At 47.9% G+C, this 15023-nt stretch carries 10 protein-coding genes and 1 pseudogene; 6 read left to right on the top strand and 5 right to left on the bottom strand.

Going from position 1 to position 15023, the window contains the following annotated elements:
- Nucleotides 1–5 precede the first annotated feature (5 nt).
- From SB752_RS11605 to SB752_RS11585, 5 genes are all read right to left on the bottom strand, one after another.
- The gene (locus tag SB752_RS11605; RefSeq protein ID WP_410715808.1) at nt 6–641 is read right to left on the bottom strand and encodes a beta-mannanase; all 636 of its coding nucleotides are present in this window, start codon (nt 639–641) and stop codon (nt 6–8) included.
- A 173-nt stretch (nt 642–814) separates the two neighbouring features.
- Nucleotides 815–2098 (bottom strand): vWA domain-containing protein, encoded by a 1284-nt coding sequence (locus SB752_RS11600; protein WP_410715807.1) that lies wholly within the window; start codon nt 2096–2098, stop codon nt 815–817.
- Nucleotides 2095–4443, bottom strand: a complete 2349-nt coding sequence (locus tag SB752_RS11595; protein ID WP_410715806.1) for a synaptonemal complex protein 1 — start codon at nt 4441–4443, stop codon at nt 2095–2097. The genes SB752_RS11600 and SB752_RS11595 overlap by 4 nt, the downstream gene beginning before the upstream one ends.
- A gap of 13 nt (nt 4444–4456) precedes the next feature.
- Complete coding sequence (locus SB752_RS11590; RefSeq protein ID WP_410715805.1) at nt 4457–7846, bottom strand: tubulin-like doman-containing protein; 3390 nt, start codon at nt 7844–7846, stop codon at nt 4457–4459.
- A 13-nt stretch (nt 7847–7859) separates the two neighbouring features.
- Complete coding sequence (locus SB752_RS11585; protein ID WP_410715804.1) at nt 7860–9653, bottom strand: vWA domain-containing protein; 1794 nt, start codon at nt 9651–9653, stop codon at nt 7860–7862.
- A gap of 184 nt (nt 9654–9837) precedes the next feature.
- Between SB752_RS11585 and SB752_RS11580 the strand changes: the two genes are divergently transcribed.
- From SB752_RS11580 to SB752_RS11555, 6 genes and pseudogenes are all read left to right on the top strand, one after another.
- A complete protein-coding gene (locus SB752_RS11580; RefSeq protein ID WP_162839546.1) occupies nt 9838–9987 on the top strand; it encodes a hypothetical protein in 150 nt (49 codons plus the stop codon).
- The gene (locus SB752_RS11575; protein ID WP_410715803.1) at nt 9984–10919 is read left to right on the top strand and encodes a hypothetical protein; all 936 of its coding nucleotides are present in this window, start codon (nt 9984–9986) and stop codon (nt 10917–10919) included. Before SB752_RS11580 ends, SB752_RS11575 begins: the two co-directional genes overlap by 4 nt.
- Before the next feature lie 174 nt (nt 10920–11093).
- Nucleotides 11094–12845, top strand: coding sequence for an SH3 domain-containing protein (locus tag SB752_RS11570; RefSeq protein WP_410715802.1), 1752 nt, complete (start codon nt 11094–11096; stop codon nt 12843–12845).
- 140 nt (nt 12846–12985) lie between these two features.
- On the top strand, nt 12986–13627 hold the full coding sequence (locus SB752_RS11565) for a YHYH domain-containing protein (RefSeq protein ID WP_410715801.1): 642 nt from the start codon (nt 12986–12988) through the stop codon (nt 13625–13627).
- Nucleotides 13628–13983: 356 nt separating this feature from the next.
- Nucleotides 13984–14592: a class D sortase gene (locus SB752_RS11560; protein WP_410715800.1), complete on the top strand. Its 609-nt coding sequence runs from the start codon at nt 13984–13986 to the stop codon at nt 14590–14592.
- A 60-nt stretch (nt 14593–14652) separates the two neighbouring features.
- Nucleotides 14653–15023 (top strand): annotated as a pseudogene (locus SB752_RS11555) (hypothetical protein); the annotation flags it as partial.

The following is a 15023-nucleotide window of genomic DNA, read 5'->3' as shown; positions in this document are numbered from 1 at the left end:
GCCTCCTATTCGGGTATCAGTTCGTACAGTTCCCCGTACTTTTTGCCATCCGTAAAAAAGAGCCGAATAACATCCTTTTTCTTGATTTCGATCTCTGGCATCAGGTTGACGCCCGGCTCCAGATCGCGAATAAAGGCGTACTGGGTCCCGTCGTCCTTATGAGCAGGAGCTGAGCCTTCCTTTTTTACGTAGAGAAGCACATCCTTGGGGATCGGGATCTCTGAAAAAATGCGAATTTGCAAGGATTGATACGAGCTGAACCAATTTCGACCTCTTTTAAAAGAGTAATAAATCTTTGCTTTCCCCGTGCTCACATGGACGATATGTGCATCGCCCTCTGGAATGAGCAGGACAGGCTTGCCATTTTGCAAGCGGCAGGGAAAAACCCGATACGTATACCGTCCGATGCCCTCCGTTTTTTCGCGCAGCCCTTTGTGTACCTTGTATTCCTCGCGAGTGTAGAGCTTTACATGCCCCTCGCTGATCTCGGATGGATCAAACGGGCTGCCATATGGGGATTTATGAACATAAACACAGGGTACGTCTGCAGACCAGTACCAGTTGAGCACATACTCGCTCCCCTGGTACTGACACGTGACATCCTTGATTAGCCGCTCTTGTGTTTCTTCGCTAACGATCATGACTCATCATGCTCCCTTACAGTTCGGTTCAAAAAGGAGGATCAACAGAGCCGAGAAGTTCGAGGCGCGGCCGGCCCGAGCAGCGCAGCGTAGGTATGACTACGTGAGCAGCGGAGGGGCAACGCAACGCGGAAATTCGACAGCTATGTTGACCGGACTTTTTGAACATCCCCTTACAGTTCAAACCGCTTGCTGCTGCGATTACCGGATTTTAAAGCACCTGCGCTTTTTCGTCCGGAAAACATCCGCTTTTGGACCGCAGTCGCTCCTCCGCTCGCAGAAGCAGGAAAGAACACCGTAAAAATGGTCAAGACTACAGCAAGCAAGGCCAAAGCGATCAGGCGTACGACCATATCGAGCAGGTCAATGGACATCAGCCCCATCTCCAAAACAAGTCCAGCAAGCAGACCAGCTACCGCCCCGCCAATGGTAAAGCTTTTTGCCAGATGACGATTGTCAAAAATAAGTCCCAGAGCCAATCCTAAGAGTCCACCAATAATGAGCAGGCTAACAACTCGCAAAATTGTGTAGAAGAGGCTTTCTTCTGTCGCCCCTGTGCGTTCGGTTACCAGATTGCGGTCTTGGCGGCTCATATCGTAGATTTGACCAAAAATACCAGTCATTTCATCCGCATGATCGACGTTGAAATAACGGCCACCTGTTTCGGCAGCAATCTGTTCAAGCAAGCTAGTTCCCGCTGCATCGATTTTGCTCATTCCTACCGTGTGAATCAGGACATGATTTTGCTTGAACGGAGCCAGTGTACTTGGAACATCCAAATCGCTGTAGCCGTCAGACATCAGCACGACTGTACTGTTTTCAAGCTGATTGGACGCCTGCAGCTGCGCAAGCCCCTCTTGCAGGGCCAGCCCAATACGGGTCCCTCCATCTGTTCCCGTTTGATTAAGCAGCTTTTGGATTACTTCATCTCTGGTTGCTTTACTGCTTAAAGAAACCAATGGCTGCAATACTTCCGTACGGTCGTTAAAGGTAACAACCGCAACCTTCATATCACTGTCCATTTTCTGGACCATGTCGGCCGCTGCCTTGAATAATTGATTGTCCGGGTCTGACTGACTCATGCTGCCCGAAGTATCGAGAACCAACACGATGTTGTTGGCACCACTCGATTGCTGGAACGACGAGCCGTACAGAAGCTGTAGCAGCATGGCAGCGACGCCTACCATTACTAGCGTGCTGGGCACGAGCATTTTCCAGGAGAATCCCAGATAGCGCTGCTTCCATCCGTATCCGTTTAGTCTTGGTGAAATGATTTCCGCGATCAGGCACATCAATCCTACAAAAAAGGCATACTGCCCAAAATAAAGTCCCATTACAGCCCATTGCGGAAACTCACCAGACAAACGATCCAGAATGACTTCCCCTACCAAAAACCCTATGACGCCACCCACCAGGCTACATAAAACCATGAGCAGACTGAGCTTTCTTTGACTCATGACGATTCATCCCCTCCCCGGCGGTGAAAGACAAACCCGCTTGCCTCATAGGAAGCATGGTATTTCTTGTTGTTGCGGTAAAACATCAGGTCTTCCATGCCAAATCCGCCCATCAGATTCATTTTTTCTATTCCGCTTTTTTGTTCCTCGTGGATACACCCTTGCTTGTAGGTGCGGGTTCTATCTGCTGAACGGAGAACATACTGGACAAAATCGTTACGGATATCCGCGAACAAATATTTTTCCTCGTAGCGGTGTTTTTGCAAGAAATGAAAGACTTCGATGTGAACCGCAGCCCGTTCCTCGAGCACAAGGGATAGATCCTGGAACAAGTCCTCTTTGGTTAAAACCGTTCTGTTCTCGTAAGCGGCAGCAACATTGGCACGGGCGAGCAGCTCTGATTCAAAGGATAGGGCAAATGGCGATCGCGTAAGTATTTCTGCCCTGCAAAACTGGCATAACCTCTCAACCAATCCAGCAATGCCGCTTTGGAAGAGTAGCGAGCCATTACCGATAAACCTGGATTCGAGATAAAACCCGCTCCCGCGCTGAGCCTCCAATGTACGAATCGTCTCTGTCACTACCGACTCGTAATATTCGTCCATGTTTTTGCCCAGATAATCAGACGCCTCACGAACACTTTTTTGGGCAATCTCTCGAAGCTGCTTCTGCAAGCCTTCGAGCTCACCTACTTTTATGCCAATCTCACTATGAATCTTCTCTACCTGTTTCTCCAATTGCAAGAGGAGTCCCAGTGTAAGCTCCCATTCCAAGAGCTCGAACTTTTTACTGTATATCATGCTCAACAGATGGCGGACAAAGGTTCTGACCCGTTCCTTGTCCCTTGTGAAAAAACCACCTACTCTAATTTCCTGCCGATCGACACGCTGCTGGTATAGCTCCTCCAGCTCTGTCTTTGTATACTCCAGCTGCCTGGTGGTTTCTCTGATCCCTGTGCGCAGCTCCTCCAACAGATTGGCACCATTTGCCTGCTCCGCTGTCAGCTGATAGGCTGCATAAAGTCCCAAGCGCTCATCGTCAATCCATTCACGCTGGATCAGTTGTGCGAGCGATTCCTGCAAACTCAGGCTATCGACGCGATTTCGCGCCCCGCGAGCCACATTGGCTTCAAAAAAGGCTTGGCTACTGCCGTCAAACAAAGCCAGCTCGGCTTCCCGTAGGTTCATGCCAGAAAGCTCGCTGTAGCTGACACCAGAGGTCATCAGCCCAGTCATTTCCTCCAGCGCATGATCTTCAGGCATGACTGACCTGATTTTTCGCTCCAAATCGTGGGCGGTCAGTCCCAGCTTTTCTCTCGCCTTTGTTTTCGGCAAATTTTCTCCAGCCTTTAACCGTTCCAGGTAGCGGTCAAAAACAGCCGAAAGCACCGTTAGCGCAATCGCATGAGTCGGCCGCTTCACCTTTGACAAGCCAGCGCTGGCAAAAGTGGTTTGACCCGTATCTACCGTAATGCTGCGGATGAATTGCAGCTTATTGTAGCCCTCGCTGTTCTCACTGAATTCGCGCTCTGCCTTTTTATTGTTCAAAAGCACAAGCTTACTGATCAGCTCGTAATTTTCCTCCATGCCCGCTTCGAGAAACAATCCGTGCTCCGTCTTGTCACTGAGCAAATAAACGAGTGAAAATAACGGCGCATTTCGGTGCTCGACTGGCAGCTTGACGAGGTCCTCTGTCACCAGGAGATTTTCTGAAAAGCTGAAATCACTGCTCTGATAACGATTGATCTCTTCTAAAAAGCTGACTGACAGGGCCGCCGAAAACCCGAATGCTTCTCCATTGTTTTTTTCTTGCAACAGGACATACAAATCGACCGACACATTTTTAAACAGTTCAGCGAGATAGCTCTTGAGCAGCAAGGTCAGCTCAGGCAGCAGGATAGCAGCCGGATCGTCTGCACGAGTCACAACAGCAATATTCACCTGTTGAAAGGTCGTAAACAGCTTGCCCATTTCTGCTACTCGTACACTGGCCAGCTTCAGCGCCTTGTTCAATTCCATCTTGAACGATTCATCCTGTACAAAGCGCTCGTAGATAGAGGTGCGCATCGTCTGCTTGATTGTCTCTGGACGCGGTAGTCTGCAACCAAGCACTTGCGGATGCTCCCACGCCTCCTCTTGAAAAGCATGCACGTAGAGGACGCCGTTGCCATTTTGCCAGCTTTGCTTGTTCAGGGCACAAACAGCTTGCAGCGCCTCCACGCATTTATCCCCGAGAAAGAGGAAAAGCACAGGGTTTTGAATGCTTGGCTGTCCATTTCCGCTATCCAGTTGTTTTTCCAAATCCGTAACGTAATGGGTCGCGAACTCTCCAATCAAATCCCTCATGCTTCCTCCTGTCTTATTGCAGCGTCTTGCGCATATCGTTTACTTTTGACCACACTTTTTTGTAGAACTGATACATCTCTTCTCCATTGACGTACTCATCACGGTCGTACTCCAGATCACTCTTCACCGCTTGGAAAGCAGTCGCGATCTCATCGAGCTTGGCAACCAGCTTTTCTGTATCCTCTGCAGAAGTCATGGCGTCACTGCGACGTGAAGCCTTGCGCTGGAGCGTAGCCATGCTCTTGTGATCCAGTGCGCGGAACTTCTCATAAATCGTAAATTCTATGTGCTTGCTCGCCTTCATCATGTTGATAAACGGCTCCCAAGCTTCTTCTTCCTCGTCCTTGTCGTAGACGTACAGCGCACCGCGTTTTACGATCGTGCCTGTATAGAGTGCTTCGATGAATCGGGTTACCAGCTCTTCCTCGCCCTGGATGGCATTTACAATCTGCTCCAGCTCCGCGATTTTGTCCTCGATTTCTTTGTATTTGCGTACTTCCTCTTCCATCAATCGGATTTGCTCCGGATAGCGAATCAGGTTTTCCTTTGCCATCTCTTCATTGATACTGCCAAATACATCACGCGTGTACTCTTGCTCCAAGCCATCCCGCATGAAGCTTTTCAGCTCCGCCAATGCCCGCTTGATTTCGCCTGGGCTCAGCTTGGACAGATCACCTTGGGCCTGGTATTTCGCCATGAACGAAACAATCGAAAACGGCTTGGTGACGACACACTCATAACGGCTGCTCGTTTTGCTGTCGCTGCCTTTTTCCCGGATGCTGCCGTATCCAAGCGCGGTATCAAACAGGCGACGAACCTTGGCGTTGTATGCTCTGATCCGGTCGTTTTGGTACGTATCGCCCCATGATTTTTCAGGGATCGGTGACGGCAGGTACGCCCAGTTGTTCTTTTCCGTTTGAACGAGGTGGCGTCCAATGCCTTCGCGCTCCAGAATCGTGCGCTCGTAGCTTTCCTCATATACCTTCAGTGGCGTGTAAACGAACAGTGGAATTCCGTTTTTCGTATTCAGCCAGAAAATACGGTTTTTCACTTCACTTTCTTTGACCGTAAAGCGCGACCCACTGATCGCCGTATCTTGATAGTTTTTAATTCCTTTTAAAATAGCCGGAGCTTTCAATGGTACGGATACGAAGCCCCACGATGGGAAGTGCATATTGCCCAGATTGTTGCTGAGATGGAAAACCGGGATAGCCTCTTCGTCCAGCTTGCTCGCAATTTTGCGCTCGACGATGCGATCCAGTGTCTCTTCCTGTCCGTATTTGATAACCAGGAATTCTTCCATCGACTTGGTGATCAGCTCTCCAAATTTCTCAGACAAGAATTCTGAAATCGAGCTGACGATATCCAGCTCCTGCTCTTTTACCCACTGATCGGAATGGCGGAGCAGCTCGCTCGTAAAGTCGCGGATCAAATCGTCCGATTCCTTTTGCTCCAAAATGTTTCCAATGACCTTGGCAATATCCGGTACGCTGACGATATTCCAGTAGTACGTCTTGTTGCCGGTACGATCGCTTTCTTCTCCGCCATTGATCAAGATGTCGCCGTTTTGCTCGAAAATCTGGTTGAGTGTATTCAAAATTTCGGTAAAAACGTTATAAATGCGATTGTTTTCCGCATTGAGCAAACGGTGCAGCTCTTCGTAGAATTCAATCATCTGCTCCAGCTTTTCCTGATCGGCGAGAAGCTGGTATTCATTGATTTTTGCTTCAATATAAAGGTTCTTCTTTTTCTCCTTGGAGATAAAAGCGCTGCGGGCATCGCCCAGCTTTTCACCCGCCACTTCACGTGCGCCCTCGATCTCGCGCGGGAAGCTCTCCAGATTCGCCTTGAGGCTTTCCACGTAGGACAAAATCATCTTCATCAGGCAGTAGCCTTTGTCCGAATGAATCAGACGGGACGCGTAAAATGGTCCTTGCTCCGGATGCAGGAAGACACGTGTAATCATTTCTCCAAATACAGAGATCATATCGCCTGGTGTCTGCTTCTTGCACTTGATGTACGCCTCACGCGCCTTGGCGAGATAGCCTTGCTCCAGCTCGTGATCGATGCTTACAACCTGCTGGGAAATCACGTTTCCGTAGTTCAGACGCTCGCTGTTTTCGTAGCCAGGCAGCGGCTCGGGAACGCGCTCTTCAAACTTGCGTGAGATGGAGTCGATATCAATCCCCAGCTTGCGGGCGAACTTCTCTGCATCCTCCTGGGTCGGAGCTACTGTGAACATTTTCTCCATTTTCTTGAACAGGCGATAAGCCAAATAAGTAGTCATCTCTTCGATCGGCAGGACAGCTGACGAAGCCCCGATGACGTTGTATTGATAGTTTGCAGCGTACGCTTTTGGCATCTGGTTAATATTCGTGCGGATATTGCTGATATAGTCATGGATCGCGAACTCTTCGCCAGAGCGCTTTTCCTCGCTCGCCATGAAGTTCGTAATGTTCTCGGCTGTTACGTTCATGCAGTAATCGTAGGCGTTTTCCAGTGCTTTGCCTTCGAGATTCGTCGCCGAGATCAAATGGCACAGGTTGAACGGAGGCATCGGTGATTGCACGGTAAGCACGTTGCCGTATTGCTGACGGAAGCGCTCCATGCGCTCGTCGGTGTTCATCCAGTAGTCGAGCTCCTTCAGTGCTGCATAGCCATTTTTCATGATGTAGTCACGTGTATGAGAGCTGAGGCTCTTGTTCGACAGATTCACGTCAGGCGTAAACAGATATCCCAGTGTATTTACTTTGTCTACCCCGCCACTGCCAAAGTCGCGCTCCAAAATACCGCGAACGATATACGCGATATCGAGGAAACAGCCACTTCCTGTTCCCCCGGAAAGACCGCTCAGCAGGAATACTGTCAGCTTTTTATTCGTGCCCTCGCAAAGCATTTTGATCTTTTTCTCAATCGTTTGGACAACCTGCGTGATTTTCGTAAACAAAAGCAGGCGTCCTGCCTGACGAACCCCGGATGCACCGCTGATTCCGTCTGTGATCGTCAACTCTGGGGAAAGCCAATCTGTAATGTACGGCTCCAGAATGCTTCGGTTTTGCAGTACGCCACCGATTTCTGGATTGGACAACAGTACAAACTCAGTTACCGGGTCAAGTCCGATGCCCTTGTACTTTTTATTGCGATCATGCTCGTTGGTCTCAAACGCGATATATTCGATATTGTCCGGCTTTTCCTTGCGCTTTTTCGAGAGTGCGTCTACCGGCAGCTTGAAGCGTCTGTTCACCTGGTATTTCAAGCGGAGCAAGGCATCAATCCCTGTCCCGCCTAATCCGATCACGAGCATCGGGTTATCAATTGTATCTACACGAATTTTGTCGCTGACGATTCCTCCGCCAAGCGAAACATCCAGTTGCTGAATATGTTCTCTTACTACTGCTTTCATAATGGATCCACTCCTAGACGATGTAGTCTACAAAAACGGACTTGTTTACATTGGTTAGAGAAATCTTGATGCGGTCGTTTTTCTTGAGTTCCTTGCCGCGGCTGACATCCAGCACGCGCCCTGCCTTTTCTATCCGGCAGCTCGAACGATTCTCGATGATTAGCGTATCGTTTTTCCCCGGGAAAAAGACCACTTTCTCCGTTTCAGCAAATTCTGGTGCCAGCTGCAGGAGCTGATGCAGCTTGACCTTTCCTTTAAATGCGTTCAGCTTTTTGTACTGCGGATTTGATTTTTCACCTGTATCCTCATCCACAATCTCGATTGCAATCTGACCAGCGAAGCCTTTGTTTGCTTTACGCCAGAGCGACAGTGCATACAAGCCTCCCCCAATTAATAGAATGAGAAGTGCGGTACCTCCTACTACGGTTGTCCACGGAAATGGTTTCGATTCTGTGGACGGATTAGTCGTAGCTGGCGGCTGTGGCTTGGCTGTACCCGCACCTGCACCTTGGGTGGCATCTACGATCAGCGTAGGGGTCTCGCGATAAAAGCTCGTATCCTCTGCTTTTACTTTCAATTCGTACTGATGGTCAGCCGGGATGGTGAAGCTTCCTTCAAACCCGCTGCCTGTATTGTTCAGGGCAATCTCATTCGTTTGATTATCGGTCTTGTCATGAACGAGCAAAGCTGCCTTCATCTGTTTGTAGATATCAGGGCTTGCTACCTTTTGTCCGTTTGAAACTAGCGCTGCTTTTACAGGAACGACATCTCCTGTGTTAAAGCTCTTGGCAGCTACCGGTTCCATCTCCAATTGCAAATCGTAGTTAAAGATCATATTGATATCGATCTTTTCCTTTGGCACACCCTTTACCTGCAGCTTCCAATCGCCTTGCTGTGGCCCCACCAGCTTGAGCATAGTGTAGGCATTTGAGCGTGAAAGACGTATTTCATTAGAGGGCAATTTCACTTCCTGACCGCTTGGATCGAATAGCTTTATGTCTACCGCTTTTTGCGACATGATCGAGATGTTTGCCTCCAGGACGTTCGCGTTCGGTATCGAAATCGCCACTTCCTGCGTCTGACCATTGGAGACAAAGCTTTTCACCGGAACAACCTTTAGCTTAAGATGATTGGCAAAAATTTCACTCAATATTTGCGGGAGCTTATCCGCGGTGCTTGTTTCAAAAAATTTACCGTTCGTGTCTGCTGCAATTTGCTGGAGCGTCGTACGGTTTAGCTGTCCGTCTGCATTCAGTCCAATCGTATAGATCGGGTATCCTTTTGACCCCGCGACCTTGACTGCTTCTGCCAGATCACGATCCGAATCGGCCTGTGTGCGACTCTGTGCCTTGTTCAAAAAGTTGTTTCCATCAGCAAGGAGTACGATGATCGGCGCATTTGCCGGGTCACGCCCTGCATCGAGAATCTTCACTGCTTCTTTTACTCCTACCGAAATATCGGTGTACGCGCCTTTTTGCAAGCTATCAATAAATGCTTTGATATCATTCTTGTCCTGCTCGGAATTGACCTGGATCAACGCCTTTTCTCGCTCGATCTTGTCGGTATAGGAGATGACGCCAATCTTGTTTGCCTGAATTGAGGTCATATCGACAAACATTTTCATCGCTTCGTTGCTGACCTTGTTTTTATCACTCTGGGTCATGGAATTGCTGACGTCCACCACCAGTACGGCATCCATATTGCTTCCGCTGGTTTGCGCAAAACCAAGTTGGGTGCCTGAGATGACAAAAACCATCAGCAGTGCTAGACACACTACGTATCGACACAGCACTTGGAATCGTAACATTCTACTAAAACCCCTTACTCACAGTATTTGAGATATTGCAAAGAAAGTAAGACTATGCCACTATTACCACTAGATTCAAGGGTCATAATAGCGAAAAATGAGTGAAATAATTGCCCCTACACCTAATACGATACCACATGATTCTTTGTTACAGGTTTCGACACTTTCAATTGGGAGAAATTTTATGTTAACTTACTTTCTTCTTTTTGCTGCTTTCGTACTAGTAGCCATCCGCTTCTTTAAGCTGCTTCGACTGAAAAGGCGCAATCTCTCCAATGCCGAAATCGATCAGCACCTTCATGTCCTTTTGAATGAAAAGAGGGATCGGCCATGAGAAAAAGAATCGGTGTCCAATTTCGCAAAACCCGTAAGACTGCCCATACGTTTGAACGCATACAAGGCTGCAAGCGATGCCATACCTACCATGTTTTATGGGATACACACTGCGAGAATTGCGGCAGAGAATACACCCCAATCCGACAGCTTTCGACAACAGTGACACGTCGCTATGTGCAGACTCGTTTTCTTTTGCTCGGATTATTTGTTTGTCTAGCCATCCTCTCTGCCGATACGGTCTTGCAGCTCGGTCTCGCTTTCGGAATTGGAGCTCTCTTGATTGCTTTGTTTTTCGTCATCCAAAAAAGGCTTGGCTCCTATGAAAAGGACGCGCAGTTTGTACGCTTTCTTACATCAGAGAAGGAAACGATTAAACAGTCACTCGTACATCATCTTGAAGAAATCGGCGCGGATGTGAAGGCTGAACGGATCAAGGATGCTTATGAGAAAACAAGAGAGATCGGGCATTTTATCGAATCGGATACGATCAAAATTCGCAAAATCATGTTTTTGAACCACTATGTGCTGCGCAAGGACATGGAGCTGGAGCTGGATACGCTGATCCCGAAGACGTATGACAAGGATTTTATGGAGTATTTACGCGAAGTGATCAAGGTGCAGCCTTGGCTCGTCAAAAAAGCAGTGCTTGATTATGTGAAGCGCTACAAAGCTCAGATTTTGCTTTTGGAAAACGGTGAGCAGCTCATTGGACAAGTAGCCGGTGCTGCCCTGCGCATGAAAACGTATATCGAGCAGTATCAGGATCTGATCATCGAGTTTATCGATTATTTGCCGCGTGAGCGATTGCTGCGTCTGGCAAAAATGGCAAGTACGAACCGTCACGAGGGCTGGGATCGACTCTATGAAGCTGTGAAAAACCGAGTGGATACCCACTACGCCTTTGATCCTGACTTTAAAAGTTTGTTCTAATAGGAGGACAAACAGAGCCGAGAAGTTCAAGGCGCGGCAGACCCGAAAGCAGCGGAGCGTAGGTGAGTCTACGTGAGCAGCGGAGGGGCAACGCAACGCGGAAATTCGACAGCTATGTTTCCTGGACTATTTGAACTTCCTCTTTAAAGGAGTACTGTGAAGGAGCCGCCTCTGATGACTATCTCTTCCTATCAAAAATCGCTCTGGGTCCGAAATACTCTGCTTGTGCTATGCTCGATTGCTGTCGTCGCGGTTTTGGGAAAGGTAGGCCTCAGCTATAAAAAAGTCAACCTGTATAAACAGGCCCAAGCGTACTATTCCTCTCATGACTTGATCAAAGCAGAGGAGCTGTTTGCCAAGGCAGATGAAATTACTGTGCTTTCATATGGCGACGAGCATTGGAATTCGTTGATGCATGGACTTACGGCTACACGCCAGGAGCTTGAATCGATTCAACTTCAAGCGCGAGCAGCGATTTCGGAAAATCAGGACGCGCAAGTGCTAGAAACGTACGAACTCTATCAGAACATGCGCAAGAGTAACAAGCAGCCAGGAGAACAGACTGCATTTTTTGAGCAGCTGTCGAACCACCTCGGTATAGAAAAAGAATGGGCCGATTACTATCATCTCGCTCTTCAAAAAGCCAAAGATCAGTCCAAAGCAAATTTGGCACAACAATCGTACGAGAACGAGACGTTCATTCGTATGCTCGTCACCATCCCGGATGAATATTTTGGCGGCGCGAAGCAAAAGCAAAACGAACTTGCTGACCTATTCCAGCAATATGAAAAAACCAAGCTGCGTAATTTGGCAGCTTCTGCCCCTTTTGATGAGGTAGTCGCACGTACAGCTAAAAGCTTGCGCATGTACCGGGAAATTGGGGTCAAGGCAGATTGGCTGGTTACAGGGCTGGAACGATTTGCACAGAGCGAGATCAATCTATCTATTCGCCAAAAAGCTCTAAGTGCCTTTATTTCCCAGTCGATTGCATATCGAAAGATCGAGGACGTGCTACCGCGGGATTCATCAGTACTTGCCGAGATTACTCGTCATCTGGAAAGCCGAGTCAAGCAAGCTGAGCAGTACATCCAATCGCGCCAATTTTCCAAGGCTATTGAGCTATATCAGGAACTGAACGCGCTCATAGATACCCAAGCACTGATTACGACTGCTGAGGAAAGCTGGCTGGCCTATGATCCTACACGTCTACTCCATGAAAAATACCCAGATAAGAAATTCCGCTCCGTCCTCTCTGGAACTGCTCGTTGGGGTGCCCAGGTGTACGCTTTTGGAATGGAGGAATCTGAGCAACGGCTTTATTTTGCAGCCAAAAAAGAAGATGACTCTCTGGCTTACTTGGAAGCGGGCTTAGAAGATGTAGACATGAAATCGGCAAAAATCAGTATTTCGGATTCCCTAGGTGAAAAAGATGCTCCCCTCATCATGATCGAAGGTGCCGGCAAGGAACGTCCTTTTTCTTACACAGCCTTCCTGCCAGCTCTATCAGAGAATGTGATTCATAAACGTTTTTCGATTGAGGCGGACGAGTTTTCGATCGTAGACTCTACACACATCCTCATCAAAAACGCCGTGGGTAAAGGCGAGCAGGAATTCGCCTCATTCGTACTCGATGAGACAGGATTGGTATACGACCAAAAGATAGCCGATATTGAGGAAACCACTACTCCAGAGGAATCTGGGGAGAATGAATATCCCCCTGACCTACCTCCTGATAGTCAAACCGAGCAGAATGGGCAAAAGCCGTACCAAATTGCTGTTTACGCAGGTCCTGGAGAAGAATACGAAAAAATTGGCCAAATCCCATCAGATAGCTCCATTCAAGTAGTGACTGATCTGAATGGTTGGTACCAAATTCAGGTGAATGGCAAAGAAGGCTGGATTCGTGCACCACAGCCAGCTCCTTAAAAGTAAAGCTCCTTGTGACGAGGTTGTACTCACTCGTTGCGGGAGCTTTTTCCCTTTTTCTCAACCATCCACTCGAAATCACTTACAAAAATGGGCCGTATTGGTATAATCGATGGATATCTTATCTAAGGAGGATAGCTATGAAAAGATTTATCAGCTTTTTTGTACTCATGCTCACTCTTTTCTTTTTACCTTTTCAAACGATTGATGCTCATCCTGGTAGAACAGACGCAAACGGCGGTCACACCTGTCGAACTAATTGTGAAAAATGGGGCTTACAGTATGGACAATATCACTACCATAATGGTGGTGGAGGGTCTTCTACGAGCACTCATACGACATCCTCTCCCCCTAAGACTTCGACTCCAAAAGCGAAGCCACAAGCCGCTCCTGTGATCCAGAAGAAAGTCATTATCGCTGTAGATAATGCAAATGTTCTCGCTTCCCCTTTCATTGACTCCTCAGTCGCTGCAACCTTGTGGTATGGCTTTGAAATCAAGGACTCAGGAAACCATCCAGACTATGCATCGATTGATCAAGGCTTTGTGTCGAAAAGTTTACTTGTTACCTATACTCCCATTACTCCCAAAACTGTAAAAATTCAAGCTGAGAAGGGGTATTTCTTCTCCACAGCTTCCTCCGAAAGTACGGGTAGGGGCTTCGCTGCCAAAGATACCCTGATTCAAGTCGTTGGAGAGAGTGGCGACTGGTACTTTGGTTCAACGAAAGATGCTAACGGAAAAGTACTCGTGGGCTTCGTTTCCAAAACAGTAGCCTATTGATCTATTTTTTGTTTATATATCAATCAAGACTACATGCAGCATTCACCGTAGGTAGTCTTTTTTCATTTAATATGCCTGACTTTCCCTCTTCCTATCTCCTTTGCTTCTTACCAAAATTCCCTTGTTTTCTTCACTTTGTTGTCGAAATTGTTCAGAAGTTGTTCAGAACGATTTCGTACACTGGTGGTCGGCATCTCTTATTCTTCATTAGGACGAGTATCCGTAGGGGCGTTGATACTTACACAAACAACTGTGGCATAGAGAACATGCCGTGATATTTTCATTCACTCAAAATCTAGGGGAGATAAGAGAGGAGAAGTGATCAAAAACAAAGCTAGCAGAGGGGGGATAGTAGAATGCGAATTGCATGGAGCATCGGATTTATACTGATCGGAATACTCCTGCTCTCCTATCCTCAAATCGAAAAGAGGGCTTCAGACGCAAAGCAGCAGCAACTGATTGAGGCTTTCGAACAGTTAGGAACCATTAGCGAGCAGGTGGAAGCTATGCCGACAACCGATGTAGCTCCAATCCCGCCGGCTCCCGAGCAGCTTGCTCTATTAGACGGAGCACGAGGCGTCATCCGGATTCCAAAAATCGATTTGCAAATGATGATTTTTGAAGGCTCTGGTGAGGCTGCGCTGGGCAAGGGTGTCGGCATGATTGAGAAAGAAAAACAATTTGGCAAGAACAACGTTGGTCTGGCAGGACATCGGGCTATTGCGTATGGCAAACAATTTAATCGGCTGGATGAGCTGGCTCCTAGCGATGAAATCGAGATAAAGACAAAAACAGATACATACGAATTTGTCGTTGTGGAGACGTTTGTCGTAAACCGTACTGAGGTTGAGGTCCTCTCTGATAAAAAGGAGCCTCTTCTCACGTTAGTCACCTGTACGCCGGTGGGTTCAAAAGATCCTGTGGACAGATTAATCGTACAGGCAAAATTAAAGGCCAAAAACTAGGGATAGAACCTATCAATAGCAAGAAGGTTTGCTAGTTTTTATTGAAAACAGGAGGAGCTTATGAAAAAAAAGTTAAGCTTGCTTATTTTTGCCCTCTTGCTGATCATGCAGAGCTTTTCCGGTTTATTACCTACTTCACACGCAGAAACGAACGATTCAGTTGGCGTGGCAGATCCGAACGGAATAGACGATGGCACGGGAACGCAAGATGATAACGCTGGGGCTGCTCCCGATCCGGGTAACACTCCTGATCCAGGTAACACTCCTGATCCAGGTAACACTCCTGATCCAGGTAACACCCCTGATCCAGGTAACACTCCTGATCCAGGTAACACTCCTGATCCAGGTAACACCCCTGATCCAGGTAACACCCCTGATCCAGGTAACACCCCTGATCCAGGTAACACCCCTGATCCAGGTAACACCCCTGA

Origin of the sequence: Brevibacillus sp. SIMBA_040, from assembly GCF_046535075.1 — a bacterium.
In the GTDB taxonomy this organism is placed as follows: domain Bacteria; phylum Bacillota; class Bacilli; order Brevibacillales; family Brevibacillaceae; genus Brevibacillus.
Note: the sequence above shows the minus strand (reverse complement) of the source record. Positions and strands in the feature narration are given on the sequence as shown.